Source organism: Brucella anthropi ATCC 49188 (genome assembly GCF_000017405.1).
In the GTDB taxonomy this organism is placed as follows: Bacteria; Pseudomonadota; Alphaproteobacteria; order Rhizobiales; family Rhizobiaceae; genus Brucella; species Brucella anthropi.
This window is the reverse complement of record NC_009668.1, coordinates 258,251-284,743: the sequence shown is the minus strand read 5'-3', so window position 1 is coordinate 284,743 and position 26,493 is coordinate 258,251. Positions and strand designations below refer to the sequence as shown.

The following is a 26,493-nucleotide window of genomic DNA, read 5'->3' as shown; positions in this document are numbered from 1 at the left end:
ATTCATGGATTCTCCATGGCGTATTCCCGCAATACACGGCAGCGCATCTGGGATCGGCTGAAAGACGTCGCGCGCCCTGATGCACGCTTCCACTTCAAATTCTCGGAATTCATACCGGACTTTGAAGGAGTAGAGGCAGCTACGGATCGCTTGCTGGCGATTGAAGGGATTGCGAAAGCCAAATTGGTTTTTGTGACGCCAGATAATTCCATGATCGAGTTGCGCCGTCGCCTGATCATGTCGGGTACACCATTCATCATGCCGACCTACGGCATGCAGCGCGGCTTTCTCCTGCTCGAACCGGGATCCGTTCCCCCGGGGTTGGAGAAAGCCGCAGCCTGGCTTGACGGAATGGAACATTTCGGTCGATCGGTCAGTCTAGAAGACCTGACCCATATCGGTCGTTTTGATGTCATTGCGACTGGCGCATCCGCTGTTTCCATCGATGGAGTCCGTTTTGGCAAAGGCCATGCGTTCTTCGATCTGGAATGGGGCATGTTCACCGATCTGGGACTTGCCGACGAGCAGTCTCTGATTGTGGCAGCCGTGCATGACGTACAGATCGTGGAAGAGCGCCTCAACGTATCGGAGAACGATATTGCTCTCGACTTCATTGCCACGCCCAGCCGCCTGATCGAGATAACGCGCAACCGTCGCAGGCCGCGTGGTATTCGCTGGAACGACGTTTCAGCCGAAGAAATCCAGTCCATCCCCCCGCTGCGTGAGCTTGCGCGCATGCGCGGCATTGCCTGACAGTTCAGCACCAAAAGGAAAATTCAATGAATATTGCCCTGGATCGCCGTCGTTTTCTCGGACTGATGGGCGCCGCAGCCGCTCTGCCAGCCATGAGCCGTTTTGCCTCTGCGGATACACCATTCAACTTTCAGGCTTCCTGGATCAATGATGCGGAATTCAGCGGCTATTTCATTGCAGTCGACAAGGGCTTCTATCGCGAAGAAGGCCTCGACCTGAACTATATCTCCGGTGGTCCCGACGTCATTCCGGAAAGCACGATCATTGCGGGCAAGGCCGATCTGACCCTCACCACCCCCGACACGACGATCAAGGCCATCGTCGAACAGGGTGCGCCTTTCAAAATCATCGGCGCCCAGTATCAGAAGAACCCAATCGGTATTATTTCGCTGGCCAAGAACCCGATCAGGGAGCCAAAGGACCTGATCGGCAAAACGCTGGCTGTGCCGCCGGTCAACGTCATCTCGGTTGAAGCCATGCTGAAGATTTCGGGCATAGAGCCTTCTCAAGTCAACATCGTTCCTTACGCCTATGATCCGACGCCGCTCATCAAGGGTGAAATCGACGCTTCACTCGATTTTACGACCAATGTTCCTTTCACCATCAAGCAGGCTGGCGAAGAGGCAGTTTCCTTCCTGCTCTATGATTTTGGCTTTACGATCTTCAACGATACGGTTGTCGTTACGGAAGAAACACTCAAGACAAAGCGCAAGGATCTCGTTGCTTTCCTTCGCGCAAGCCGCAAGGGCTGGGATGAAAACCTCAAGGACCCAGCAGCCTACCCACCAAAATTTGCCGACAGCTGGTTCAAGGGCACCGGCCGCTCGATCGAAAACGAAGTCTATTTCAACACGGCGCAGAAGCCGCTGATCGAGACACCGAATGGTGTATTCTCCATGAGCGAAGAAGCCATCGAGAACACGATCAAGGCGCTCGGTACGATTGGCATCGCCGCCAAGCGCGATCATTTCGACACAACGCTTCTTGAAGAGATTTGATGCCTGATATGTCCGGTATCAAACTTGAAAATGTGACGCGCTCCTTTTCGGGGCGCGGCACGAATGTAGTTGCGCTATCCGATGTCTCGCTCGAATGCCCCACCGGCTCGTTCACTGCACTCATCGGACCGTCCGGTTGTGGCAAGTCGACCATGTTGCGGTTGGCACTCGGTCTCGATCAGCCTGATAACGGCTCGATTTCAGTCATGGGCAAAAGCCCTGTAGAGGCCGCAAAGGCCGGACTGACCGGTGTGGCTTTTCAGGATGCGGCGCTCATGCCTTGGCGCAATGTCGAAGACAATATTGCCTTACCGTTGGATGTGCTTGGCCTGTCTCGTTCAGCAAAGACCGACCGGATTGCCGAATTGATCGCCCTTGTTGGCCTCAAAGGCTTCGAAAAAGCACTTCCGGGTGAGCTTTCCGGCGGCATGCGCCAGCGTGTGGCAATTGCCCGCTCTCTGGTCACCGATCCGCGCGTTCTGTTTCTCGACGAGCCTTTCGGCGCACTCGACCAGATATTGCGCCGCCAGATGAACATTGAGCTTCAACGCATATGGCTTGAAAGCAAGGCCACCACCCTACTTGTCACCCATGGCATAGACGAAGCGGTTTTCCTCGCCGACCGGATCGTGGTGATGCACAGTCGCCCCGGACGCATCGCGAAGATCATCAATATTCCGCTGGAACGCCCACGCAGCCCCGAAATATTCAGCACGTCGCAATTCCATGCGCTGGAGGACGCTGTCGCGGAGGCTTTGCATGGCTGACATGAAGCCATCAACCCATCTCTCCACCTTGCGCAACTGGGTTATTCTTCTTGCAGTCTGGGAGATTTGTGGCCGCTTTTCCCTGATTGCAGGCGGCGCCTTGCCAGCACCTTCGGCGGTCCTGGCCCGTCTGTGGATCGACCGTGCCGATTATCCAGCTCATATACTAGCGACACTTCAGGGCGCTGGTGCTGGCTTTGTCATCGGAAACCTTGTTGCCGTAGCTGCAGGCATTCTGTTCGCCCTCTTTCCAGCTGCCGCGAAACTGGGTCGGGGCGTCAACATCGCGATTTTTGCACTGCCTCCAATTGCCATCTCGCCTATTCTGGTTCTGACTTTTTCAGGAATGACGCCGCGTATCACGCTGGCGGCACTTGGTTGTTATTTCATCACCATGGCCGCCACCATGACTGGCATCAGCCAGACGGACCGCCGTATGGTGGATATTGTTCGTGCCTATGGTGGCAACCGATGGAAAGTGCTGCGTCTGGCCCAATTGCGATCCGCTCTGCCGTCAATCCTTGCCGGTCTGCGTATTGCCGCTCCCAATGCGGTTCTAGGCTCCATTCTGGCTGAGTTTGGTGGCGGTGGGCGTTTCGGTCTCGGCGCCTATCTGATCGGTTCTCTCGGGCGAGCAGAACCGACCCGGCTCTGGGGTATCGGTCTGTGCGCTACCTTGCTCGCAGGATTGGCCTATGCGCTCTTTTCCATTCTTGCAAAAATGCTGACTGGCAGCACCAAGGCCATCACCGTCCCAGCCAACGCTCCAAACACTGCCCCGCGCGACTCTCGCGGCCTAAACTTTATTCTCGTCATTTGTTCGATCGCGCTTCCGTTCGTCTTATGGTGGCTGCTGCTCGTTTTCATGGGAACACCGGCCATGATTGCCAAGACACCAGCCGGACTGTTCGACTATCTTTTCCTCGCTCCGTCTGCAGCTCCCGCACAGGCAAAATTGCTGACAGCGCTTTCGCAAACTTTACCGCTTACTTTTCTTGGCATGGCAGCAGGCATCCTTTTCGCCTTTGCGCTCGCCATCGCCTCAGTCGCCAAGCCTGCCATCGTGCGCGGCTTCATGCCTGTCGCCCTTGTCACGCAGACAATGCCACTCGTTGCCCTGACACCCCTACTCGTTCTGTTATTGGGACGCGGCCCGTCCGTCATCCTCTGGATTACGGTCTCAGTCACATTCTTCCCTGCCTTCGTGACTATGGCTCAGGGTATGGCACTGGTTCCTCGTGCCGCACTGGATGTGCCCCGCGCCTATGGCGCCAGCATCTGGACACAAATCCATCTGGTATCCGTGCCCGCCTCCCTGCCCTATCTCTTCGCTGCCATTCGCCTTGCCGTACCGCGCGCTTTGCTTGGCGTCATGATTGCAGAATGGCTGGCAACGGGTACGGGGCTCGGAAACCTTCTCAACCAGTCACGCGGCTATCTCGACTACGGCATGATCTGGGCCGTTGCCGTGGTGTCCGTGATGCTGTCCGTCATTTTCTATCAAATCGTAGCCCTCTGCGAGCGCCAGGTGCTCGCACGCCGCGGCATGAGCCCGGCAGACTAAAATGCAAGGAGTCCCCATGGAAATCACCGATCACAAAGCTTCCGTTCGCGAACGTGTGTGGAGCGAGTTGCGCAAGGTTGCTGTCCCGGATAGCCGTTTCCATTTCGACTTCGGCGAGTTCATCGCAGATTTTGAAGGTGGAGAGGATGCGGTAGCCCGGCTGACAAGCCATCATTATTATCAGAATGCAGATTTCATCTTCATTACGCCCGATAATTGTCTCGACCGCCTGCGTCTTCAGGCTTTGAAAGACGGCAAGACCGTTCTGATAACCACATATTCCATCAAGCGCGGCTTCTGGGTTCTCGATCCGAAGCTGATTTCGCCGGATTATTATCTTTACGCCTCGACGCTCGACGGCATGGAGCGTGTGGGACAGCCGGTCACGCTGAAAGATATCTCGGCTATGCCAGTCGTCGATTACATGGTCACCGGCACCGGCGCGATCAATCTCGAGGGCGTACGCTTCGGCAAAGGGCATGGCTTCTTCGATGCCGAATGGGGTATGCTTTACCGTCTGGGCCGCATCACTGCAGCGACGCCTGCTGCCGCTGTCGTACACGACTGTCAGGTTCTGAGCGAAAAGCTCACGCCGGATGTCTATGACACCGTCGCGGACGTGATTTTCACACCCACCCGCACAATAGAGGTGAAGGACCCGCACAAGCCAACCTGCGGAATCATATGGGACCGCCTCGATCCTGTTATGTACGAAACGATCCCTCCGCTTCAGGAATTGAAGGCTATGGGCCTCTAGGTGTGTTCTTCCAAAAACTAAAAAGCCGGATGCAGTAAACGCATCCGGCTTTTTAGTTTGGATAGCCTGAGATCGTTACACGCCGGTCACGAGCTTCAGCGCGATAGACCACATCGTAACGGCAATGACGCCTTCAAGAATGCGCCATGACGACGGGCGGGCAAAGATCGGGCGCAGCCAGCGGGCACCGAAGCCAAGCGAAAAGAAAAACACGAAGGATGCGGTGATAGCCCCCGCCGCGAACGACGTTTCCAAACCGGGAAACTGCGTAGAAATCGTTCCGAGCAGCACGACAGTATCCAGATAGACATGCGGATTGAGCCATGTCAGTGCCAGACAGGTTGCAAGCGTCTTGGTAAGGCTCACGGACGCCCCGTTCGCAGTGGCCAGAACCGCTGACGAGGTGAAAGCGGAGTAAAGGCTTCGCGCACCATACCAGATCAGAAAAGCTGCACCGCCATATCGCATGATGGGATCAAGCGCAGGCATGATGGCAGCGATCTTCTGGAAGCTTGTCACACCTATCAGGATCAGGATGGCATCCGATACGGCACAAGCCAGGCTGACGGCGAACACATGCTCATCGCGTAAACCCTGCCGCAGAACGAAAGCGTTTTGTGCACCAATCGCGACAATGAGGGTGAGGCCCATGGTAAAGCCGGTTACGTAGATTGAAGTGTTCATAAATGGTCGCCATCTGGGAGTAAGTTGGCACTTGGATACCAAATGCTAAAGGATTAGAATAATTAAACTTAATAACTCCAGTTTAGGAATTCTAATGATCGACTATTCCGCCTTGAGAGCAGTGGCGATGGTGGTGCAGACGGGCAGTTTTGAGAAAGCCGCACGAGCGTTGAACGTCACTCCGTCAGCAATCTCGCAACGTGTCAAACATCTCGAAGAGCGGCTTGGCGCAGTACTCATTGAGCGAGGCTCTCCTTGCACGGCGACCGAAAAAGGAGACTGGTTGTGCCGGCATATCGAGCAGGTAGGCATGCTCGAACGCGAACTTCTGGCAGAGTTGCCTGGACTGTCCGGAAGCGAAAATACTGCACAGCGCGTAACGCTTCATATAGCGACCAACGCTGATAGTCTGGGCACGTGGTTTCTGAAAGCAATCTCGCATTTCAGCACGACAGCGGAATATCTTTTCAACATTGCGGTCGACGATCAGGATCACACTGCCGAATGGCTGCAGCGCGGGCGTGTCGTAGCCGCCGTGACTTCTTTATCAAAACCAGTTCAAGGCTGTCGTCTAACCCCGCTTGGTATCCTTCAATATCGCGCCACGGCATCACCGGAATTCATCGCTCGCCACTTTCCAGACGGAATAACCCACGATGCTATTGCCAAAGCGCCGGCACTGACGTTCAACCAAAAGGACAGATTGCAGGATCAGTGGGTGCGCACTGCCCTCCGAACCGATATAGCATGCCCGACACATTGGCTTCCCTCGACACAGGCTTTTGTCGAGGCAAGCCTGTCAGGCATGGGATGGGGGATGAATCCGGTGCAGTTGGTCGGTGACCATTTGCAGTCGGGCAAACTGGTGGAACTCATCCCGGATACGCCGCTGGATATTCCCCTGTTCTGGCAGGTCAACCGCCTTGCGGCCGACAGGCTCGCAAGCCTCACACAGACGGTTTTGACGACGGCACGACAGGAGCTTGCGCCTATCTCAAACAAATGAGGAAAGCCGCCAATTCGAAAAACACATGGAAACAATGGGATGAAGCAATATTTTCTGTACCATTGCCGTCAATCACCATCTGTTTTCTTGAACGTGAACAGCGATTAAGCGATGCATGATGCATGAAGCTCCTGTTCCTCATCGTGGCGCTGATCGCCCTTGCCTTTCTCGGCTGCTATTTGCAGATGTTTTTTGCCGTGCCGTAAACACGCAACAATCTTGATCTGCCGAGAACACACGCTATGAGTGTTCAGGAAAGCTCAATCCTACAAGGAAAAGGCAGGATCAATGATCCTGCCCCGTTTGTGCAACGCCCGCTGCCTCTTCGCAGACTCTGACATGTTCAGCCAGTGCCTCAAGCTGCAGGAAAGCGCTTATGGTACAGATATCCCGCTTCTGAAACTTTGGAAGCTCCTGAAGCTCCTTCAATCTGGTGAGAAGTGCACCGCGGTTCATGGTTTTCCCTCCATCTTTCTGGCTATCCGCAAGACTGGTGTTAGAATGCATTTCGATCCGATTAAATCAGATCGGCGCTCTAACCTTTTCTATTGTAAGCATAATCTTATCGACCTTCGTTTCACTCCGGTCGGATTGTGCTTTAATCAGGCTGCCCGCACCTTCGCTTTTGTTTTCAACGGAAGCTCGATATCGACTTCGAGCGTCGACATCTGGTCACCTCGATCCATTTTCACGCTGACCTTGTCGCGATCAATCTGGATATGCTTGGCGATAACGGCGAGAATTTCCTCCCGCAATACCGCAACAAGATCGGAATGTTCGTGTGACGCCCTTTCATGGGCGAGCAGAACCTGCAACCGTTCTCGCGCTTGCGGCGCGGAAGCAGGTTTGCTGAAGAAACGAAACAGGCTCATGCCGCTCTCCTTCCGAAAAGTTTACCCAGAAGGCCGCGCTTTTCGGATGGAACAGTCATCGGCACTTCTTCGCCGGCGAGGCGGCGGGCTGCGTCGAGATAAGCCAATGCAGGCGCACTGCGCTGATCGGCGAGCGTTACGGGGGAACCAATATTGGATGCCCGCAGAACGTCCTGGCTTTCCGGAATAATACCCAGAAGCGGAATGGACAGAATTTCGAGAACGTCATCAACCTTCAGCATGTCGCCGCGCTCGGCGCGTACCGGGTCATAACGGGTCAGCAAGAGATGCTTTTCCACACGCTCGCCACGTTCGGCCTTGAGTGTCTTGGCATCCAGCAGACCGATGATACGGTCGGAATCGCGCACAGACGACACTTCAGGATTCGTGACAACCACAGCCATATCCGCATGACGCATGGCGAGTGTGGCACCGCGTTCGATCCCGGCGGGGCTATCGCAAATGATCCAGTCGAACTCTTTCTTGAGATCTTCCATGACGCGGTCGACGCCATCAGTGGTCAGGTTATCCTTATCGCGCGTCTGGGAGGCAGGCAGCAGATACAGTGTCTCAAGGCGCTTGTCGCGGATCAAAGCCTGCGGAAGCTTTGCATCACCCTGAATGACATTGACCAGATCGAATACGACGCGACGTTCTGCTCCCATGACCAGGTCAAGGTTACGCAGACCAACATCGAAGTCGATAACGACTGTCTTCTCGCCGCGTTGCGCCAGCGCAGCGCCGATTGCAGCGGTTGATGTCGTTTTGCCAACGCCACCCTTACCGGAAGTTACAACAATCACTTTTGCCATATTTGTCTCCTGTATCTCCCGCGCGCCTCCAGAGCATTCGTTACCCGGGATATGAAATGCTCTGCTTTTCTTTTTCAGCACTCAAAAGTGCCCTGACAATTTGTCTGGACCAGCATTTTCCCAAGGCTGCTCGGCCGTTTGGGAAACATGCTAGTTTAGCGTTTCGGCCATCATGTAATCGCCGTCGAGCCAGAGCTGGACTGCCTGTCCGCGCAATCGGCTCTCCATGTCTTCGGCCGTCTTGTAAAGACCGTCGATGGCAACGAGTTCTGCCTCCATCTTGCGACAGAAAATGCGCGCATCGGCATTTCCGGCTGTCCCAGCCATCGCACGACCGCGCAGCGCGCCATAAACGTGGATCGAGCCACCAGCCACCACTTCCGCACCGGACGCTACAGAACCAACAATCGTTACATCGCCGTCCGGAAAGTAGACCGACTGACCAGACCGTACCGGCTCGGTAACCACCATGGACGGAACGGCCTTGACGAGTTGTACCGATGCGGGTGCCACCGGAGTGCGCTCCTGCGACTTCGGTTCTGTGATCTCCGGGTCGAAATCTGCGGCAGGTTGTCCGCCACGCATCGCTGGCGGCATGCCTGGCCCCAGCAGAGAGGGCCGCGCATTTTCAAAGCCCGTGATCCAGACACCACGTTTAACCAAATCCTCAAGCAATTGAACCAATTGCGGACGCTCGATCGAAACGTTCTCCAGATCGAGAACGATCGGGCGGTTCAGAAAGAAACCCACGGAACGGGCTGCAAGATCGTCCAGCTTGTCGAGCCAGCCATCGAGCGGCAGTTCAGGCGAGAGTACCAGCGCAAGAAAGGATCTCCCTTTCAAACGGATTGGACGAGACTGTGTTAGCACTTGATTCATCTTGGTTAAAAAACGGTTTATCCGGTCTATATGCGCAATGGTTAACAGATGGTTAATTTCTGAAGCCAGAACGCCCCCATTGCTGGAGCGGCCGGTCTCTTTTGACGATCAAAGCATAACTATCGACGAGGCATTAGCCTCCAGACACAGAACGCAACATTGTGCCCACCTGAACAGCCGAAAGCGCCTCCAGCCTGGAAACGACTCAGCCTATTCTTGATTGTAAACGGATATCAGGATCGATAATCATCGTTTCTTCACCCATCCACAGAAGACAGCGCAGAAAATATAAACTTAATTTCCAATCAAATATGACGCTACGTAATGTATTATAATTTTATAATATATTTTTATTTGGCCAAAAATCAGAATAACTTGTAGCAATTAGAAAGCTGCCGAACCTTATCCGATTCTTTTTAAGGTATATTTCTTCTAATTTTTCCGAGATTGCAGATCAACTAAATCAGTTTCTGGTATTGTCGACACTGCGTCAAGAATTCCATGAACAATCTGCGCCATGAAGAATCTTCACACGCCCTATCAGCCAATCTAGCCGACGCAGCAAATGAGTATAACCCAACGAAGCAACAGCGATCTTTCTGATCGCTTTCATTCCTCTTCGAACACAGCTTTATTCAGTGGGAGTAATCCCTGACGGAAACACTGAAATATAAATCTTCTGGAAGGTTCCGCTCAAAGGAACCGCCTCGCGTTTGGGCGGGGGGCTTAGGGGCGCGAGGCGGGCGAGCTCTCAGGAGTGCACGCACAGGGAAAATGGAACGTTAGCTCCGATTCTGGAACTAACAATACGTTCCAGCCTGAAAAATTACGTGAGTAGAATATAGAAAAGCCCACAACGCTCGGGAGGAGGAGAACGTTGTGGGCTTAATCTGTAAGCGCGATTGGGAGGAGGAGTATCGCGCTTTGGGTCCGGTTCTTGGGAGGAGGAGTGAACCGGACGTTTTTTTTAATAACCCGTCCGGCCGGCCTACTCAATCAACAAGCTTGCATTGCTGATATGCACTTTCAACAGATCCAAATGAAAACCGCCTCGCAGCGAATGAACGCGCTGAGGCGGCATATCTCCCCCGAAAGCCCCCAATCGAAGAAGATAGAGGAACTTACCCACAGCTTTGACGAAAATAAATAGACAATCTGCACGCACACTTGAAAATCTGGTGAACAATATCAGCCAATGGTTGAGAAACCTATCTCAACGAACTTTTCCGCGTCTGCAACCGTTCGACTAAACACTATTAAAGATCGGGTATAGTTCAGTCCTGCAGTGCAATTAAAATGCTCTTGTACCGGGTGGAACCTGAATGACTATCACCAATAACCCTACACAAATTTCAGTATTTTCTGAAAATTATAGAGTTCTATTAAGGGGTTGCTTTCTCCATGAGCACGGTTATTGTTCCTCTCACTTGGAGGAGGGAGTACCGCCCCAGCGCGCTAGACCGCTGCGGGGCGGTTTCTTTTTTAGCTACCCAAAAATGCATATCTGCATTGCAGCGTTGCCCCTTGTAAGCAGCGGCCCTTATTCCTATCTTGGGCTTGTTCGGTTTTACTCCTCCTCCCAAAAACCGAACCCAAAGCGCGATACTCCTCCTCCCAATCGCGCTTTATAGATCCGCCCACTGCACATTCCTCCTCCCAGTGCAGTGGGCGCTCTCTTTTCTGGAAAACTCTTCACACATATCGGAAATTTGTGCCCAATCAGGTGACCCTGTGGCTATTTCAGTAGTTTTAAGGGTTTGCAGGTAATTTCTGCGCGTGATGCACGAGGGAGCGGGGTTCCATGTTCTTCAGCACGACCTTCAAATCGGCCAGACCGACGCTGCTATGCGCGCCTATGCTCTGGCTAGGTTTTGTTCTCGTTCTGCTGATCGCGCTTCTGTCATTCAGGCTCAATGCCCCCATTGGGCCAATGTACTGGGACAGCTACATCTACTTCGACGCAGCCCAGCGCATAAGAATGGACCAGATTCCCGGTGTAGACTTTTCCACGCCTGTCGGACCGCTTGGCTACTATCTTTTTGCATGGGGACACTCCCTGCTCCCACAGGCACAACCGCTTTTGCTCGTTCAATGGTCAATATTGGTCGTTGCAGCCCCTCTGATGGCATGGGTACTGACAGAGCTTCCCCCCCATAATCGAATAACCGGATTTCTGATCCTTGTTCCATTTCTAGTTTTCGCAATCTTTCCGGCCAATACACAAAGCTTTTATCCCTATCCCGGACTGGATGGGTTTGGCATTTATAACCGCCATACATCGCTTTTGCTCTACGTGCTGATGTGCGGATTGCTGTTTATGCGAAACGGCGCAAAGCTCGCGCTGTTTTGTGCGGCAGTGATGCTCGCCTTGTTCTTGATGAAGGTCACGGGCTTTCTTGCAGGTGGACTGTTCGGGCTTGTGGCACTTCTCGCTGGAAGAATCTCTATACGCAACATTCTGCTGGCCGCCGCCGTTACCGTTGCATTTCTGCTCGTCCTTGAATTGTACAACGGGATTATCGGCGGATATGTTCACGATATCGCCTCATTGATCGCCCTGAACGAAGAAGCCCTGCTCCCGCGTTTCCTGACCGTCATATCGTTGAAGCTGGACGTCATTCTGCCAGCGGCGATCCTTGTTCTCATTCTTTTCTGGAATGAACAGTTCCATTCCGGCAAACACAATCGCTTTTTCGACCGGAGTTCGGTCTGGCTCGCCGTTGGGCTTCTGGGTGGCATCATCCTTGAGACACAGAACACCGGAAGCCAGGAATTCATATTCCTTTGGCCCATCCTGCTTATGATTTTTCAGCGGATAAAAGCCGGCACCGAGAAGCTCAAAATCGCCTTCGTCGTGCTCGCTGCCTTCTGTGTCCTCCCGACATTTACCAAGGTTGCGCACCGTACCCTGCGCGCCGTTGCCGTAGCCCCGACTTATGTGCAACCGTCCTTCCCGGAATTGAAGAACCTCGGGCAGGTGTTGACCCGGCCCGATTTCCTGCAACGGGCAGAGCTTTTCGAAACCCACTACCCGGAAAACAATGCAGCCTATGACGCGCTGGCAGCTCAAGGCCAACTACCTAGCTGGCAGCTTTATTCGGAAATCGATTTCCAGGTCTATTGGCTCGTTTCTGCAAACCGGATGGTGAAGGATCTGAAATCCTTCGAGACCCGGAACAACGTTCGCCTGCAAAGCGTCATGTCGCTCGACTTCGTCAATCCGTTTGCATGGATATTGGATCGCGATGCGACACGGCATATCCAGATCGGCGCCGATCCCTTCCGCACCGTCCCGGCGTTATCCAAGGAAACGAAGGCTACCGTAGAAGCAACCGACGGCATATTGCGTCCGAAATGTCCGACGACGACCAATCGTCTTGCCTTACAGAAAATATATGCCGAAGCACTGCAGGATCGCGCCGTCGTCGCTTTGAACCCCTGTTGGGATTTGCTGCTTCGCCCCGGTCTGATCCCGTAATCAGAAATGGCTCATTTGATCTGAGCCTTGACGAAATCCCGCACAATTCGGACGATGCCGCGTGAAAGAACCTCATCCAGCGCCTTGATGAACGCGTCCACATGCTCGCGCCCGCAGATCAGCGGCGGCTCAAGGCGGATGACGTTTCGATTATATTCAGTAAAGGCGACCAGAACCCCATGATCGCGCAGCAGATGGCTGCCAATAAAGCCGGGAAGCGAACCTTTCAGCTTCTCATCAAGCATCGCCAGGACAGGTCGCAACACGACCGGCATCGTTTGTGAGAAATCATGGAACTCCAGCCCCACCATCATCCCCTTCCCGCGCACGTCTTTCAAAAGCGCAGGATAGCGGCTCTGCAGCTCATGCAGACGATCCAGAAGATATTCTCCGACATCGGCTGCATTGTCGATCAGATGCTCGTCGTAAAGAACGTTCAGAGCTTCAATCGACGTGACGCAGGCTTCGCCAATCCCGCCAAAAGTCGCCATCGCATGGATCATCGCCGTCTTGGGCGTGCCGTAAGCCTTCATGTAGACGTCGCGGCGCGCGATCATGGCGGCCATTGCGGTCTTTCCACCGCCAAGCGACTTCGCCAGCGCGGTGACGTCCGGTATGACGCCATAATGCTCGAAAGCATAGAATTTCCCGGTTCGCCCCAGTCCACATTGCACTTCATCGGCAACCCAGATCACACCATACTGGTCGCAAAGGTTTCGCAACTTTTGCCAGAACTGTGCGTCAGCCTGAATGATACCGCCGCCACCTTGCACCGTTTCAAGCACAATCACCCCGATCTCGGGGTCAGAGCGAAACGCATTTTCAATGGCTGCAATGTCACCGAAGGGAACCCGAACGGTGTTATCGACCAGCTTGAATTCGCCACGATATAGCCCACCATCAGTGATGGACAGAACACCCTTCGTTTTGCCGTGGAACGAATTTTCCGCATAGACGATCTTGGGCTTTTTCGGCCCCGCGGCGCGCTCTGCGACCTTGATCGCGGCTTCCATCGCCTCAGAACCGGAAGACCCCAGAAACACCATGTCGAGATCGCCCGGCGAGCAAGCCGCAATGTCATAAGCAAGAGCGGCCGCATATTGCGACATGAAGGCGATTGCAATCTCGTGGCGCATTTCTTCCTGAAACTGACGCCGTGCTTCGAGAATACGTAGATGATTATGGCCGAAAGCCAGCGATCCGAAACCACCGAAAAAATCGAGAATGGGGCGCCCATTCTGGTCATAATAATACATGCCTTCAGCACGCTCGATCTTCACCTTATGAAAGCCGAGCAGCTTCATGAAGTGAAGCTGGCCGGGATTAAGATGAGCGGTAAACAGCTCCGTCATCCTCGGCAGATCGAGCGCTTTCGCCTCGGCAACCGTTAACAGCTTCGGCTTTGGCGTTATGTTCGTCTTGTTCATTTCTGCCCCTATGCCGTTTCGGAAGCCCGCACATCCGACGATGCAGCGCCGATTTTCTTGCGATATTCGCTGTAAGCCGCGATCAGCATATCCTCATCACGATATTGCGGTATCCAGCCAAGTTCGCGCTCGCCCTTCGAGACATCGAGAACACACATTTCGTCGGCAATCAGATATTGCTCCGGGTCCATGATCGGCATGTTCATCCAGTCCAGCAGATCCAGCGTGCGTTTCACCGCCCAGGCGGGTGTTGGCAACAAAATAGATTTCGAACCTGCATGGCTGATCAGATCACCAAGCAGTTTGCGGACAGGAGGCGGATTGAGCGAGCCGAGATTATAGGCCTCGTTTGGAACACCAGCCTTGAAAGCGGCACGTGCCACCTCCGCACAGTCGAACACCGAAATGAACTGGTAAGGGTTCCTGCCCGAGCCGATCATCGGCACCGGCAAATTGTAATCAATCAGCTTGAACAGCTTTTCCAGAATGCCGAGACGGCCCGGTCCAATGATAAGACGAGGACGAAAAAGGGAGATATTCATGCCCCGCACGCGCCATTCAATGGCGAGTTCTTCGGTTTTCAGTTTTGACAGGCCGTACTCACCGAGCGGCTTGCACGGATGATCTTCTTTCTGCGGCCAGACATAGGTGTGCCCGTACACCATATCGGTGGTGAAATGGACGAGCTTGTTCGCACCAACCGCATCCATTGCCTTGATGATGTTTTCCGTCCCGTAATAGTTGACGGGAAAGAAAAAATCATGACGCTTCGCCCGGACCTGAATTGGTGAAAGCATCTTGGCGGATAGATTGTAGACCATGTCGTCTGCGCGGATACCAAGCCTGCGGATTGCTTCCGGATCGGTCACATCAGTCGCGACGAAAGCGGTATCAGCATAGTGTGGCAGATCGCTTTTCACGATATCCGCGACAATGACCTCCTGACCATCAGCAAGTAGCTTTGGAGCAAGATAGCGCCCGACAAAACCGTCGCCACCGAAGATTACATGTCTCATCGTACTGCCCCCGTTCAACTATGCGTCTGCTGACTCACCTGCGTCTCCGCCTGCGGTTCGGACGGCTTGCCGCTTTGTGCGATCAGCACCGTCCCGATGCAGATGAACGCAATTCCCGCAATCTTGTAGGCGCCAAGTTCCTCCTTGAACAAAAGCCAGGCGAACAGAGCGACCGCGACATAGGCAAGACTGAGGAACGGATAGGCAAAGGAAAGGTCCACTTTCGACAGCACGTAAAGATGCGACGCCATCGAGATCACGAAGGTGAGCAAACCGGCAAAAATCCAGGGGTTGAAGACAATCTGGAATATGCGCTGGATCAATGTTTCGGCTGAAAAGCTGATCGGCCCGAGCGTCAGCATGCCATATTTCAACATCAACTGCGCGGCCGCATTGGTCATGACTGTGAACAGGATGAAGGGAATATATTTCATCACGTTTCCTAACCTGCAGCGCCGAGCATCAATGCGGTCCGGCGCCAGAAATTGGAATTGAAAGCCTTGTCGCGAAAGGCCTCGAAATCGCGCCAGCGCGGATAGCTTGCAGCAAAAACCTCTGCGCTCATCCTTTGGTCCTTATACGGATTGATCCGGCCACCGGCCTCAACAGTCATCTGGTCCAGACGGTTCAGCAATTCCAGCGTTGTGTGGCCACGATTGGGGAAATCCATCGTCAGCGTATATCCCGGCATCGGAAATGACATGAGACCGGGAGGCTTCATCGAACCGAAACGCTTGAGTACCGTCAGAAAGGAGACCTGTCCTGCATTGCGACTTGCCTCAAGCATCGCTGGAATGATCTTTCGGGCTGCTTCGAACGGAATTACACTTTGATGCTGGTAGAGCCCTGCCGAGCCGTAAAGCCTGTTCCAGTTTCTCACTCCGTCAAGTGGATAAAAGAAGCTTTGATACGGCACTCTACGCGCTGTTTTCAGCCGCCTCTTGCGCTGGAAATAGGCCGCATTGAAAAGCGACAAGCTTGTCTCGTTCAACAGCGAGAATGGCAATTCAATCGGCACGCCAAACCGCCCAGCGATCGAAATAGAGCCATTCGGCGCGGCAACATGATTACCGACCATCAGCAAGCCCCGGCCATCGGAGAGTTGATCGACCCAGGCAACAGCATATTCATTTTCATGATCGGCCACCTCGGCCATATCAAAATAAGCATCGAGGTTGGCGAAGGGCAGAACCTTTTCCTCGACATCGAGACCGCCGACCCGCTTGAGCCGGATCGTTGCGCGAAGAATTAATCCGGTTAGTCCCATTCCACCGATGGTTGCCCGAAACAGATCGATGTTCTCCGTATCGGAACATCTGTAGTAGACGCCGTCCGAGCGAAGCAGTTCCAGCCTTTCAACATGACACCCGAAAGTACCCTGCCGGTGATGGTTTTTACCATGCACGTCATTGGCAATGGCGCCGCCGAGCGTCACAAACTGCGTGCCCGGCGTGACAGGCAGAAAATAGCCATGCGGAGCAACATGGGCGACGATTTCACTCAAAAACACGCCGCTTTCAGCCGTCAGCAATCCCGTATCTGGATCGAAGTGTAGTATCTTTTTCCGCGCCTGCATGGGCACGAGAAAGCCCATATCATTATGGCAGCTATCGCCGTAGGAGCGACCATTTCCGAATGGCAAAAGGCTCGCATCGCCGGGCAAGGCTCGCGTGAAATCAGTCTCCAGTCTCTCCAGCGGAAGGTATTGCCGCCTTCGCCGGTTAATACGTCCGAAACTGTCGAAGGATTGTTCCATCAGCGCATACCAGCCACAAGAAGCAGCACCGCGCCAAGCGCGATGACGACCTGACTGCGCCAATCCCTGGCAATGAAGAGGACCGGGTCGTCATCCATGTCGCCGCGATGCGCCAGTATCCACACACGCACGTTGATATAGAGCACGATCGGACCGAGCGGCCATATCAGCCAGGGATAGGTGTAGAGCGTCTTGACGGCATCGCTATTAATATAGAGTGCCAAAACCAGCGCTGCGGTAAACGCGGCTGCGACCCCACACTGTCCGACAATATCGCGATCTTCCGGACGGTAACCTCGCCCCAAAATCCGGTCCTTTTCTGTCACGGTAGCGCCCTGCAGTTCGACATAACGCTTCACCAGCGCCAGCGACAGAAAGAAAAACATGGCAAAGGCCATCAGCCAGAACGATGGCGGGATATAGGAAGCCGCCGACCCTCCCAATAGCCGCAGGCTGTAAAGTCCCGCGAGGCAAATCACGTCTCCCAACAACATGCGTTTCAAGGCGAAGGTATAGGCGGTCGTGAAAAACAGATAGGTGACGATTGCAAGCGTAAAGGCGGGCGGAAGGAAAAAGCAGATAAAAGCCGTCAGAAGCAACAACAGGGCCGCAACGCTTAGGCCAAAGGGAATGGATATCTTTCCGTGTGCAAAAGGTCGCTGATTTTTTCGCACATGTCTTCGATCCACCGGAAGATCGACAATATCATTGACGATATAGATCGCAGACGATGCCGCAGAAAAGGCCACGAATGCCAAGCAAGTCGCAATCAACACGTCTGGCTTCATTATGTCATGCGCCAGAATGGCCGGGACAAAGACGAGCAGATTCTTTAGCCACTGATGAACGCGGAGCATACGAGCATAGGTTCGAATAGTTGGTTTTTCGGCACTGAAAAGTTCACAACCAGTTTGCTTCTGGAAATGTGCCGCTGCACGATCAGGTGCGACAACGATCGCCTGTCGGGCTGCGTCGAAAACAGGCAGGTCATCACGATCATTTCCGGCATAGTCGAATCCCTGTCGCCCATAGTGCTCGACAAGCAGATCAGCCTTGCGCTGTGCCGAAAGATTGGTCGTACCGGATGTTGAATAGACAGCGCTGAAAATCCCAAGCTCAGACGCAACAGCCTTGGCCATCGGTTCAGCAGCAGCTGTTGCCAGCACCAAAGTCCGCCCCGACCCATGTTCGCTACGCAGAAACTCCAGAAACTCGGTTCGGTAGGGAAGTCGCGATGCATCGAGCGTTACGCGCTCAGCCACCTGTCGCTTGAGATATGCCTTGCCTGAGAACAGCCACACCGGCAGCATGATGACGAACAGGATGTTCCTCTTCAAAAGAAGAAAAATACCCTCCCACAGCAGATCGGTCGAAACCAGAGTTCCGTCCAGATCGACTGCCAGCGGCACATTCTTGCTGCTTTGCCCCCGCGTATCCATTTTCAGCCCTTTTCCGCTCAGGCGTGAATGCGGTTCGATCAACCTTTTCCGCCCGAGCCCCCTGTCGTAAAGGGATAGAGGCAGAAACCAAATGAAAAATGAATTTTTCCGTTACAATCGAGAATTGATTTGCTGAGTACAGTTTCTGCTTAAAATTTCCTCAATAGCTAAAATACAGCATATTGTTTGCGGGTTGCATAGTTTCAAGTTCGCCGGAGAGACTTTCCGGCGAACATTCCATAGTTTAGATATCTCTAAACTATCATTATCTTGAGCCCGGAAAAAGCAAGTCGACAAACTTGCCTGCTGTCGGTTGCGGTTCGTGGTTGGCAAGGCCGGGACGCTCATTGGCTTCGATGAAAATATAGTCCGGCTTTTCGGGCTGCTTGACCATGAAATCGATCCCGACAACGGGAATGCCGATTGCACGCGCAGCCTTACAGGCAGCATCGACAAGGTTTCTATGAACAGTCGCTGTCACGTCGTGGATCGTACCGCCTGTATGTAGATTGGCCGCCTTGCGCACTGTGATTTCACGATGATCTTCCAGAACGGAATCGAGCGACAGGCCTTGTTCCTCAAGACACCTTTTCGTTTCCGTATCGACCGGTATGCGGCTTTCTCCGCCAGTCGCCGCAGCGCGTCTGCGCGATTGTATCTCGATAAGCTTGCGGATGGTTGCCTTGCCGTCACCGACAACACGTGGCGGGCGACGAACCGCAGCGGCAACGAGCTGGTAGTCGATAACCACCAGCCGAAGGTCCTCACCTTCAAAACACGCCTCCAGCAGCACGCGGTCGCACACGGTTCGCGCCTGTTTGATCGCCGTTCGCAGGTCTTTCATGGTCGATATGCCGACGGAAATTCCTCTTCCCTGTTCGCCCCGGGCTGGTTTCACCACCAGCTTGCTGTGACGTTTTAGAAAAGCTTCCAGCGCATCATCGTCCGCTTCGGCGGCAATCTGCTCCGGCACTATCAGACCAGCCTTCTCGACGACGCGCCGCGTCACGGCCTTGTCGTCGCAGATTGACATCGCTACACCCGATGTCATTTCAGACAAGCTCTCACGGCAATGGACGGAACGCCCGCCATAGGAGAGGCGGAAAAAGCCGCCTTCAGCATCGGTTATTTCAACCTGAATACCACGACGCACCGCTTCATCCACGATTATGCGAGCATAGGGATTGAGCGCATCGAAGGTTTCCAGATGCGAGGCGAAAAATTTCTCGTTGATTGCGTTCTTACGCTTTATCGCGAAGAGCGGAACGCGACGAAACTTCAGCTTTTCATAGAGCCTTATGGCATTCTCATTATCGTGCAGAACCGAGAGATCGATATGGCTCAAGCCGCGAGCCTGAAAATGCTCGGCAAGTTTACGCACCAGTTTTTCACCAATACCCGGCTGCCGCGCTTGAGGATGAACTGCAAGACACCAAAGCGAAGCACTGCGATCAGGATCATCGAAAAGGCGCTGATGGTCGATGCCAGTTACGGTGCCAACAATTTCGCCGGTAGCATCGTCCTGAGCCACGAAATAGGTAACAGCACGATTGTCTCGTTCCGATGAGAAAAAGTCGGGACGCAGTTGAACCATCCCACAGGCCGCGTAAACAGCGTTGATGCCTTCCGCGTCCACTTCGGAGACTGCGCGACGTATGGTGATGCCACGCATCCGTCGCCCGCCCGGTCGATAGGTCGCAAGTTCAATCCGGTATGTATGCGACGGATCGAGAAATATCTCATGTGGTGCGAGTGACAGCAGTACGTGAGGATCGCTGACGTAAAAGACGATATCGCGGCTCGCTGGCGCTTCCCCCCGCAATGCTTCCACTATGGCTTCATTGGTCTCGAAGGTCTGCGCGAAGAGTAGTCGGCCCCAGCCGCAATCGACAACCACATCCTGCTTGCGATCTTCGCTTCCCGCCTTGTCATGGCCGTGCGCATGTTCCTGATAAAAGCCTGCGCTTTCAGGTGTACGCAAGCGCGTAAGACGGTGCGAAAAGGCTTTGCGACCTTTCGCTTTCTGCCGGGTCATATCCACCTCACCGGTTTTCCGCATTTCATGCCTCCTGCGTTTGCAGCCACATTTCAAGGAGGCCGGCCTGCCAAAGCTCAGAACCGCGCAACGGCGTTATGTGTTCGGACGGTTTTGCAAACAGGCGTTCAAGATAATCGCGCTGGAAAAGCCCGCGCTCCCTCGCCTTTTGTGAAGAGAGGGCGTCTCGCAACATATCGAGATAAGGGCCATCGATATATTTGAGCTGCGGAACCGGGAAATATCCCTTCTTGCGATCAATCACTTCGCTTGGAACGACCTTTCTCGCCACATCCTTTAGGATACCCTTGCCGCCGTCACGCAGTTTTTCCTCCGGCGGAATGCGGGCGGCAAGCTCGACCAATTCATGATCCAGAAATGGCACCCGCGCTTCAAGCCCCCAAGCCATCGTCATGTTGTCCACGCGCTTGACCGGATCGTCCACGAGCATCACATTCGTATCGAGCCGCAGCGCACGGTCGACAGGCGTATCCGCTCCATCCTGCAGCAGATGTTCTTCCAGAAGGTCCTGACTGTAATCACGTTCCGGCATCCATTCCGGCGATAGCTGCGTGGCGAGAACGTCATGCGAGCGGTCACGGAACCCTTTGGCATAGTCGCTGACGACATCGTTGGAATCGACTAGCGGTGGATACCAGTGATAGCCGCCGAAAACTTCATCTGCCCCCTGTCCCGACTGGACAACCTTGATATGCTTCGAAACCTCCTTGGAAAGGAGGTAGAAGCCGACATTATCATAGGACACCATTGGTTCGGACATTGCCGCGATCGTTCCCGGCAAGGCGTCCATGAGGTCTGCCGAGGGCACAAAGATCTTATGATGTTCGGTGCCGAAATGCTCGGCGATCAGATCGGAATAGACAAATTCGTCGCCTTTTTCCCCGTTTGCTTCCTCAAAGCCAACTGAAAAACTCATCAGTCCCGATTGACCGGCCTCAGCAAGCAGACCGACGATCAGGCTGGAATCCACCCCGCCGGATAAAAGCACGCCGACCGGCACGTCGGAAATCATCCGGCGCTTGACTGCGACACGCAGCATAGCGAGCAATTGCTCCTGCCATTCCTCGCGGCTCAACGCGCCGTCGCCGGGCAGTCGGCGATAAGGCGCCTGCCAATAGATGCGGTCAGCGAAACGCCCATTCGGTTCATAGACACGGATCGTCGCCGGGGGGAGCTTTCGAACACCATTATAGATCGTGCGCGGTGGCGGCACGACGGCATGAAAACTCATGTAATTGTGCAAGGCCGCGCGGTCTATCGAGGTGTCGATGCCGCCTGCCTTAACCAGAGCAGGCAAGGAAGAGGCGAACCGCAAGGCACCCTCCGCCTCGGCAATATAGAGCGGCTTGATGCCGAACCGATCACGCGCGAGGATAACCCTGCCGGTATCACGTTCGTGAATGGCGAAAGCGAACATGCCAAGAAAACGCGTTACACAGCTTTCGCCCCATGCATGCCATGCCTTGAGAATGACTTCTGTGTCACCGTCGGAGAAGAACTTGTAGCCCTTCTGTTCCAGCTCTGTGCGCAATTCGCGGAAATTATAGATGCAGCCATTGAACACAAGCGTCAAACCGAGGTCGGCGTCGATCATCGGTTGCTGCGATTTTTCAGAAAGATCAAGGATTCTCAATCTTCGATGCCCGAAGCCGATATTGCCCCGGATCACAATCCCGGATGCATCGGGCCCGCGAGGACTGAGTACATCCGCCATTTTCGAGACTGCCGAAACTGACGGCGAACCACCGTCAAACCTGACTTCTCCGCAAATACCACACATAAAAAGGGTCGAAACCTCCATTGTCATTCATAAACAAATGAGGCCGTCGCATCTGTTAAGGCGGCGGCCTGCATAATTGCAAATGCGGGAGCGTCGGGATTGTTCCCAACTTTTTCGTTTCCGCTATGTGGCTTTTCCGACTAAATTCGCCTTGGAAAGCATATAGTTTTCAGCGGAAACCATATGCTCAAACGTTATACGGCGCGCATCCTCGCTGCGATTTTCGACAAGCGCTGCGAGCAATCGGTGCTGGAAGATAAGTCCTTCTTCGCGCGAAGCCGGTGTCGGATCAGCATAGATTGCGCGCGCTATTGGCAGGCTTCGCAACAGATTGTGGGTCAATCCGCAGATGAAGCCCAACAGACGGTCCGGACAAAGCTGTGCCAGCAAGGAATGGAAATCCAGTTCCGCAATGCGCTGGCGATATTGATCATCAAGATCGACCGGCGGGCGATCGTAGACCCGCATCGCATTTTCCAGCCGAGCAATGTCGTCACCAGTCAATCTGCCGGACAAGAGAGCGGCAACCTCCGGTTCGAGAAGCTTACGGATAGCGTAAACTTCGGCAAGGCTCGGCTGATCGAAAAAGAAATAGCTTCCGAGCATTTCCATTGCGTGCTGGGCGGAAGGTTCGGCCACAAAAGCCCCACCGCCGGGACCGCTGCGCGTAAAAATCAGACCCTGCGTCTCCAGCGCCTTCATCGCTTCGCGCACAGTGCCCTTGGCGGCCTTGAACTGGTCAATCAGTTCCTTTTCCTGTGGCAGTCGATCTCCCGGCCTCAATGCATCGGAACGGATAACGTCCTTGATACGGTCAGCAATCTCTTCCGGGCGCCGACGGATCTTTGCCGCCCTCGCGCGCGATTGCGGTTCGTGATCGGAATTCCGGGCCATTCTGACCATATCTTGCTACTCTCTCCTGATGCGCGGCGCGCTTTCCACGAGTTGTCGTGTATAGGCATGTTCAGGTCTGGCAAAAAGAGCGCTTGCGGTTGCTTCCTCAACGATTTCCCCGAAATACATAACCGCAACCCTGTCGGATATGGCTTCCACCACGGCAAGATCATGACTGATGAAGAGATAGGAGAGACCAAACTCTTTCTTCAGTTGATCCAGAAGCAACAGAACCTGCGCCTGAACAGAGACATCCAGCGCGCTAACCGGTTCGTCGAGCACGACGATTTCCGCTTCAGCGGCCAGCGTGCGCGCAATGGCGATACGTTGCGCCTGCCCGCCGGAGAATTCGTGCGGATATCGTTCCAGCGTATCCTTGGGCATCTGAACGGCGTCCAGCAACTGGATCATGCGTTGCTGGCACTGAGCTGAATCCAGCCCGCCCAGAAGCTTTAGTGGTGTTTCCAGTATCTGCCGGATCGTCTTTCTGGGATTGAGTGAAGCGACAGGGTCCTGAAACACATATTGTATGACCTTGCCGAATGCCCGAGCACCGGAATTTCGCAGTTCATGCGCATCGCGTCCAGCAATCGTCATCGTACCGCCCGTCGGCTCTGTCAGCCCGACGAGCATTCTGGCGAGCGTGCTTTTGCCCGATCCGCTTTCACCGACAATCGCCAGTGTCTCACCGCTTCCAAGATCGAACGAAACATTTTTAACCGCCTCGACCTTGTGACGCTCTTTCCCCAGAAGTGTTCGTCCGCCACCGAAGGTTTTGGTGAGATCACGAACGCTGATCGCATTTCCGCTCATCCTGCCGCCTTCCCGTTTTCGCGCTTGAAGAGACCAGCCACACGTTCCAGAAAGTCGGCACCCTGCCCAAGTTCGGGAACGCAGGCTATCAAGCGTTTCGTATAGCTGTGCTGCGGATTGGAAAGAACTTCCGATGTCGTGCCCGTCTCGACAATCTCGCCGTCTTTCATCACTGCCACGCGGTCGCAAATCTCCGAAACCACTCCAAAATCATGGGTGATAAACAGGAGAGCCATGCCGCGCTCGCGCTGGAGATCGCGTAGCAGCTCGAGAATGTGCGCCTGCACCGTAACATCGAGCGCCGTGGTCGGCTCGTCCGCAATGATGATGTCTGGATCATTGGCCAGAGCCATGGCAATGCCGACACGCTGACGCTGGCCACCTGAAAGCTGGTGCGGATAGTGATTGGCCCGTTCTGCTGCATCTGGAATGCCAACCTTGTCAAGAAGCACAATCGCCTGTTCCCGCCGCTCACTGGCTCCAATCCGCCGATGCGCTGCAATTGCTTCCTCGACCTGCCGACCGACCGGATACATAGGATGCAACGTTGTCAGTGGGTCCTGAAACACATAAGCAACTCTTGCGCCCCGTGCCGCCGTCAACTCGGTTTCAGACATTGAAAGAACGTCCCGGTCGCCCAGATAGATCGCGCCGTTGCGGATAAGTCCGGGCGGGGACGCCACGAGGCCCATTACTGACAGGGCGGTCACGCTTTTGCCCGATCCGCTCTCCCCGATCAGGCCGAGACATTCGCCGCGTTCAAGTTCCAGTGAAACATTGCGGACAGCGGGGGTGAAATGCCCACCATTGACGAAGCCCGTTTCGAGACCGGCAATAGAAAGAGCTTTTTCGCTATCCTTGATCACGGGCGATGACCGGTCCTTGGCAATATCGGTTATCGCGCCTGGCCGACCCAGCGCACCTGAGCGTAATCGTGGATCGAGAACATCGCGCACCCCATCTCCCAATACGTTGAGACTGATGACCAGAAGGAAGATCATCAAGCCGGGCACGATGGAGACGTGCGGGGCATTGAACAGTTGTGCCCGCCCCTCACCAAGCATGGAGCCGAGATCGGCCTGCGGCGGCTGTGCGCCAAGACCGAGGAAGCTCAGGCCCGCCGTTTCGAGGATCATCCAGCCCGCCGTGGTCGACATGGTAATGACGATAACCGGCAGCACATTGGGCAGCACTTCGCTTAACAGGATCGAAACCGGACTTTTCCCGGAGAGCCGGGCAGCATCAATAAACTCACGATGCGCGAGACCAAGCGTAACCCCGCGAACATTACGCGCGAAGAACGGAATATTGACCACCGCAATCGCGTAAAGCGCATTCATCAGGCCCGGCCCAAGCACTGCCACGATAGCCAGCGCCAGTAGGATATAAGGAAATGCCATCAGCATATCGATGCCGCGCATCATCAAATTGTCAGTTCGCCCGCCCGCATAGCCGGCCACGAGACCGATGGCAGAACCGACGATTGCTGCGATCAGCGTCGCCGCAAAGCCAACTGCGACAGACACCCGCGTGCCCCATATGACACGACTCAATATATCGCGCCCGAGCTGATCCGTTCCAAGAAGATGTCCTTCGCTGAACACGGGTTTCAATCGCATTGCGGGAGAAGTCGCGTCAGGATTGGGAAGCGGGAGAATCGGGGCCAACAGAATGACGAGGCAGATCAGGACCAACATAAAAAAGCCGAAAGCCGCCAGTCGATTGCTCATCAGGAGCCGCCATGATGACATGCGGACCGCCGTTGGCGCGGCAGAAATTTCTGGAAGCGCGCTCATGAGCGTATCCTTGGATCGAGCATGGTCTGGATGACATCAGCGAGCAGATTGAAAAGAACATAACTCGCGGCAACCACAAGTACGCCACCCTGCACCAGCAAGATATCGCGGGTGGAAATGGCTTTCACCAGCATGGCGCCAATACCGGGCCACTGGAACACGGTTTCGATGTAGACGGCGCCGCCCAGCACAAATCCCGCCTGAATACCGATTACAGGAATGACGCTGACAAGTGCGGCGCGAAACGCATGACCGTATATCACACGACGTTCGTTGAGACCTTTGGCCCGGGCTGTCCGGATATAGTCCTGACGAAGCACTTCCAGCATCGCGCCGCGGGTCAGACGTGCGATCACGCCTGCCGCTACCACGGCCAGCGTCGTGGCAGGCAGGATCAGATGCCAGAGCAGATCCTTCAGGTCACCGCCACCATAAACAGCATACATGCCGGACGCTGGCAGAATGCGCCAATGGACCGCGAAGAGATAGATCAGAAGCAACCCCAACCAGAATGAGGGAATGGAAATTCCGGCAAGCACGATGAAAGTGATCGTCCTGTCTGCCCAGCCGAACTGGCGTACCGCCGAAACGATGCCCGCGAGCAGGCCGAAGACTGAACACAGTACCAGTGCTACGCCCGCAAGCACGAGTGTCGCCTGAAAGCGCTCCATAACCTCATCCAGCACCGGACGATTGAGCACGAAGGAACGCCCGAAATCTCCATGCAGGAGATTGCCCATCCAGATGAAATATTGTTGCAGCAACGGCTTGTCGAGACCGAGATCGCGATTGATCCGCTCGACATTTTCCGGCGTCGCATATGATCCGAGCAAGGCAGTCGCCGTATCACCGGGGATCATCGCCATGACGAGAAAAACGATGATCGAGAGCCCGAGCAACACAGGAACAACGGCGACAAGTCGCTTGAGGATATAGGCTGGCATGA

At 54.4% G+C, this 26,493-nt stretch carries 23 protein-coding genes; 7 read left to right on the top strand and 16 right to left on the bottom strand.

Annotated features, from left to right (window positions below):
• The first annotated feature begins 15 nt into the window (after window positions 1-15).
• The 5 genes from OANT_RS15435 to OANT_RS15415 are packed head-to-tail and all read left to right on the top strand — an operon-like array spanning window position 16 to window position 4,839.
• Window positions 16-753 (top strand): 5-formyltetrahydrofolate cyclo-ligase, encoded by a 738-nt coding sequence (locus OANT_RS15435; protein ID WP_011982710.1) that lies wholly within the window; start codon window positions 16-18, stop codon window positions 751-753.
• Window positions 754-779: 26 nt separating this feature from the next.
• Window positions 780-1,751 carry an ABC transporter substrate-binding protein gene (locus OANT_RS15430; RefSeq protein WP_010660943.1) on the top strand — a complete coding sequence of 324 codons (972 nt, stop codon included), beginning with the start codon at window positions 780-782 and terminating at the stop codon, window positions 1,749-1,751.
• The gene (locus tag OANT_RS15425) at window positions 1,751-2,518 is read left to right on the top strand and encodes an ABC transporter ATP-binding protein (RefSeq protein WP_011982709.1); all 768 of its coding nucleotides are present in this window, start codon (window positions 1,751-1,753) and stop codon (window positions 2,516-2,518) included. Before OANT_RS15430 ends, OANT_RS15425 begins: the two co-directional genes overlap by 1 nt.
• Window positions 2,511-4,082, top strand: a complete 1,572-nt coding sequence (locus tag OANT_RS15420) for an ABC transporter permease (protein ID WP_011982708.1) — start codon at window positions 2,511-2,513, stop codon at window positions 4,080-4,082. The genes OANT_RS15425 and OANT_RS15420 overlap by 8 nt, the downstream gene beginning before the upstream one ends.
• A gap of 16 nt (window positions 4,083-4,098) precedes the next feature.
• Window positions 4,099-4,839 carry a 5-formyltetrahydrofolate cyclo-ligase gene (locus OANT_RS15415; RefSeq protein ID WP_010660940.1) on the top strand — a complete coding sequence of 247 codons (741 nt, stop codon included), beginning with the start codon at window positions 4,099-4,101 and terminating at the stop codon, window positions 4,837-4,839.
• Between the two features lie 75 nt (window positions 4,840-4,914).
• Here the strand turns inward: OANT_RS15415 and OANT_RS15410 are convergent, their stop codons facing one another.
• Window positions 4,915-5,523, bottom strand: coding sequence for a LysE/ArgO family amino acid transporter (locus OANT_RS15410; RefSeq protein WP_011982707.1), 609 nt, complete (start codon window positions 5,521-5,523; stop codon window positions 4,915-4,917).
• 94 nt (window positions 5,524-5,617) lie between these two features.
• Between OANT_RS15410 and OANT_RS15405 the strand changes: the two genes are divergently transcribed.
• A complete protein-coding gene (locus OANT_RS15405) occupies window positions 5,618-6,529 on the top strand; it encodes a LysR family transcriptional regulator ArgP (protein ID WP_011982706.1) in 912 nt (303 codons plus the stop codon).
• 285 nt (window positions 6,530-6,814) lie between these two features.
• On the opposite strand, the gene OANT_RS26920 is transcribed toward OANT_RS15405, so the two are convergent.
• The 4 genes from OANT_RS26920 to minC all read right to left on the bottom strand — a co-directional run bounded on the left by OANT_RS26920 (window position 6,815) and on the right by minC (window position 9,092).
• Window positions 6,815-6,985, bottom strand: coding sequence for a hypothetical protein (locus OANT_RS26920; RefSeq protein WP_010660937.1), 171 nt, complete (start codon window positions 6,983-6,985; stop codon window positions 6,815-6,817).
• Between the two features lie 146 nt (window positions 6,986-7,131).
• Window positions 7,132-7,401: a cell division topological specificity factor MinE gene (minE, locus tag OANT_RS15400; RefSeq protein ID WP_006468449.1), complete on the bottom strand. Its 270-nt coding sequence runs from the start codon at window positions 7,399-7,401 to the stop codon at window positions 7,132-7,134.
• Window positions 7,398-8,213, bottom strand: coding sequence for a septum site-determining protein MinD (minD, locus tag OANT_RS15395; RefSeq protein WP_010660936.1), 816 nt, complete (start codon window positions 8,211-8,213; stop codon window positions 7,398-7,400). Before minD ends, minE begins: the two co-directional genes overlap by 4 nt.
• A 150-nt stretch (window positions 8,214-8,363) precedes the next feature.
• On the bottom strand, window positions 8,364-9,092 hold the full coding sequence (minC, locus tag OANT_RS15390; protein ID WP_010660935.1) for a septum site-determining protein MinC: 729 nt from the start codon (window positions 9,090-9,092) through the stop codon (window positions 8,364-8,366).
• 1,801 nt (window positions 9,093-10,893) lie between these two features.
• On the opposite strand from minC, the gene OANT_RS15380 reads away from it, so the two are divergent.
• Window positions 10,894-12,570 carry a hypothetical protein gene (locus OANT_RS15380; protein WP_011982705.1) on the top strand — a complete coding sequence of 559 codons (1,677 nt, stop codon included), beginning with the start codon at window positions 10,894-10,896 and terminating at the stop codon, window positions 12,568-12,570.
• An 11-nt stretch (window positions 12,571-12,581) separates the two neighbouring features.
• Here the strand turns inward: OANT_RS15380 and OANT_RS15375 are convergent, their stop codons facing one another.
• The 11 genes from OANT_RS15375 to OANT_RS15325 form a co-directional block, all read right to left on the bottom strand.
• Entirely contained in the window at window positions 12,582-13,997 is a 1,416-nt protein-coding gene (locus tag OANT_RS15375) for an aspartate aminotransferase family protein (RefSeq protein ID WP_011982704.1), read from the bottom strand.
• Window positions 13,998-14,005: 8 nt separating this feature from the next.
• Window positions 14,006-15,013, bottom strand: a complete 1,008-nt coding sequence (locus tag OANT_RS15370; RefSeq protein WP_011982703.1) for an NAD-dependent epimerase/dehydratase family protein — start codon at window positions 15,011-15,013, stop codon at window positions 14,006-14,008.
• 14 nt (window positions 15,014-15,027) lie between these two features.
• Window positions 15,028-15,447: an EamA family transporter gene (locus tag OANT_RS15365; RefSeq protein WP_011982702.1), complete on the bottom strand. Its 420-nt coding sequence runs from the start codon at window positions 15,445-15,447 to the stop codon at window positions 15,028-15,030.
• Between the two features lie 8 nt (window positions 15,448-15,455).
• Window positions 15,456-16,769 carry an FAD-binding oxidoreductase gene (locus tag OANT_RS15360; RefSeq protein WP_011982701.1) on the bottom strand — a complete coding sequence of 438 codons (1,314 nt, stop codon included), beginning with the start codon at window positions 16,767-16,769 and terminating at the stop codon, window positions 15,456-15,458.
• Window positions 16,769-18,208, bottom strand: a complete 1,440-nt coding sequence (locus OANT_RS15355) for a UbiA family prenyltransferase (protein WP_011982700.1) — start codon at window positions 18,206-18,208, stop codon at window positions 16,769-16,771. The genes OANT_RS15360 and OANT_RS15355 overlap by 1 nt, the downstream gene beginning before the upstream one ends.
• 265 nt (window positions 18,209-18,473) lie before the next feature.
• Entirely contained in the window at window positions 18,474-20,267 is a 1,794-nt protein-coding gene (gene ngg / locus OANT_RS15350) for an N-acetylglutaminylglutamine synthetase (protein ID WP_011982699.1), read from the bottom strand.
• Window position 20,268: 1 nt separating this feature from the next.
• Window positions 20,269-22,044: an N-acetylglutaminylglutamine amidotransferase gene (locus OANT_RS15345; RefSeq protein WP_029928038.1), complete on the bottom strand. Its 1,776-nt coding sequence runs from the start codon at window positions 22,042-22,044 to the stop codon at window positions 20,269-20,271.
• Between the two features lie 123 nt (window positions 22,045-22,167).
• On the bottom strand, window positions 22,168-22,947 hold the full coding sequence (locus OANT_RS15340; protein WP_011982697.1) for a FadR/GntR family transcriptional regulator: 780 nt from the start codon (window positions 22,945-22,947) through the stop codon (window positions 22,168-22,170).
• Window positions 22,948-22,953: 6 nt separating this feature from the next.
• Entirely contained in the window at window positions 22,954-23,751 is a 798-nt protein-coding gene (locus tag OANT_RS15335; RefSeq protein ID WP_011982696.1) for an ATP-binding cassette domain-containing protein, read from the bottom strand.
• Window positions 23,748-25,547, bottom strand: a complete 1,800-nt coding sequence (locus OANT_RS15330; RefSeq protein WP_011982695.1) for a dipeptide/oligopeptide/nickel ABC transporter permease/ATP-binding protein — start codon at window positions 25,545-25,547, stop codon at window positions 23,748-23,750. Before OANT_RS15330 ends, OANT_RS15335 begins: the two co-directional genes overlap by 4 nt.
• The gene (locus tag OANT_RS15325) at window positions 25,544-26,491 is read right to left on the bottom strand and encodes an ABC transporter permease (RefSeq protein ID WP_011982694.1); all 948 of its coding nucleotides are present in this window, start codon (window positions 26,489-26,491) and stop codon (window positions 25,544-25,546) included. Before OANT_RS15325 ends, OANT_RS15330 begins: the two co-directional genes overlap by 4 nt.
• Between the last annotated feature and the right edge of the window lie 2 nt (window positions 26,492-26,493).

What these genes read in the sequence shown, in the direction of transcription:
- minD (WP_010660936.1), bottom strand. Translation starts at nt 8,213, where the DNA reads ATGGCAAAAGTGATTGTTGTAACTTCCGGTAAGGGTGGCGTTGGCAAA.
- OANT_RS15345 (WP_029928038.1), bottom strand. Translation starts at nt 22,044, where the DNA reads ATGTGTGGTATTTGCGGAGAAGTCAGGTTTGACGGTGGTTCGCCGTCA.
- OANT_RS15330 (WP_011982695.1), bottom strand. Translation starts at nt 25,547, where the DNA reads ATGAGCGCGCTTCCAGAAATTTCTGCCGCGCCAACGGCGGTCCGCATG.
- OANT_RS15375 (WP_011982704.1), bottom strand. Translation starts at nt 13,997, where the DNA reads ATGAACAAGACGAACATAACGCCAAAGCCGAAGCTGTTAACGGTTGCC.
- OANT_RS15325 (WP_011982694.1), bottom strand. Translation starts at nt 26,491, where the DNA reads ATGCCAGCCTATATCCTCAAGCGACTTGTCGCCGTTGTTCCTGTGTTG.
- OANT_RS15420 (WP_011982708.1), top strand. Translation starts at nt 2,511, where the DNA reads ATGGCTGACATGAAGCCATCAACCCATCTCTCCACCTTGCGCAACTGG.
- OANT_RS15335 (WP_011982696.1), bottom strand. Translation starts at nt 23,751, where the DNA reads ATGAGCGGAAATGCGATCAGCGTTCGTGATCTCACCAAAACCTTCGGT.
- OANT_RS15430 (WP_010660943.1), top strand. Translation starts at nt 780, where the DNA reads ATGAATATTGCCCTGGATCGCCGTCGTTTTCTCGGACTGATGGGCGCC.
- OANT_RS15380 (WP_011982705.1), top strand. Translation starts at nt 10,894, where the DNA reads ATGTTCTTCAGCACGACCTTCAAATCGGCCAGACCGACGCTGCTATGC.
- OANT_RS15365 (WP_011982702.1), bottom strand. Translation starts at nt 15,447, where the DNA reads ATGAAATATATTCCCTTCATCCTGTTCACAGTCATGACCAATGCGGCC.
- OANT_RS15425 (WP_011982709.1), top strand. Translation starts at nt 1,751, where the DNA reads ATGCCTGATATGTCCGGTATCAAACTTGAAAATGTGACGCGCTCCTTT.
- ngg (WP_011982699.1), bottom strand. Translation starts at nt 20,267, where the DNA reads ATGCGGAAAACCGGTGAGGTGGATATGACCCGGCAGAAAGCGAAAGGT.
- OANT_RS26920 (WP_010660937.1), bottom strand. Translation starts at nt 6,985, where the DNA reads ATGAACCGCGGTGCACTTCTCACCAGATTGAAGGAGCTTCAGGAGCTT.
- OANT_RS15360 (WP_011982701.1), bottom strand. Translation starts at nt 16,769, where the DNA reads ATGGAACAATCCTTCGACAGTTTCGGACGTATTAACCGGCGAAGGCGG.
- OANT_RS15370 (WP_011982703.1), bottom strand. Translation starts at nt 15,013, where the DNA reads ATGAGACATGTAATCTTCGGTGGCGACGGTTTTGTCGGGCGCTATCTT.
- OANT_RS15355 (WP_011982700.1), bottom strand. Translation starts at nt 18,208, where the DNA reads ATGGATACGCGGGGGCAAAGCAGCAAGAATGTGCCGCTGGCAGTCGAT.
- OANT_RS15415 (WP_010660940.1), top strand. Translation starts at nt 4,099, where the DNA reads ATGGAAATCACCGATCACAAAGCTTCCGTTCGCGAACGTGTGTGGAGC.
- OANT_RS15340 (WP_011982697.1), bottom strand. Translation starts at nt 22,947, where the DNA reads ATGGTCAGAATGGCCCGGAATTCCGATCACGAACCGCAATCGCGCGCG.
- OANT_RS15410 (WP_011982707.1), bottom strand. Translation starts at nt 5,523, where the DNA reads ATGAACACTTCAATCTACGTAACCGGCTTTACCATGGGCCTCACCCTC.
- OANT_RS15405 (WP_011982706.1), top strand. Translation starts at nt 5,618, where the DNA reads ATGATCGACTATTCCGCCTTGAGAGCAGTGGCGATGGTGGTGCAGACG.
- OANT_RS15435 (WP_011982710.1), top strand. Translation starts at nt 16, where the DNA reads ATGGCGTATTCCCGCAATACACGGCAGCGCATCTGGGATCGGCTGAAA.
- minE (WP_006468449.1), bottom strand. Translation starts at nt 7,401, where the DNA reads ATGAGCCTGTTTCGTTTCTTCAGCAAACCTGCTTCCGCGCCGCAAGCG.
- minC (WP_010660935.1), bottom strand. Translation starts at nt 9,092, where the DNA reads ATGAATCAAGTGCTAACACAGTCTCGTCCAATCCGTTTGAAAGGGAGA.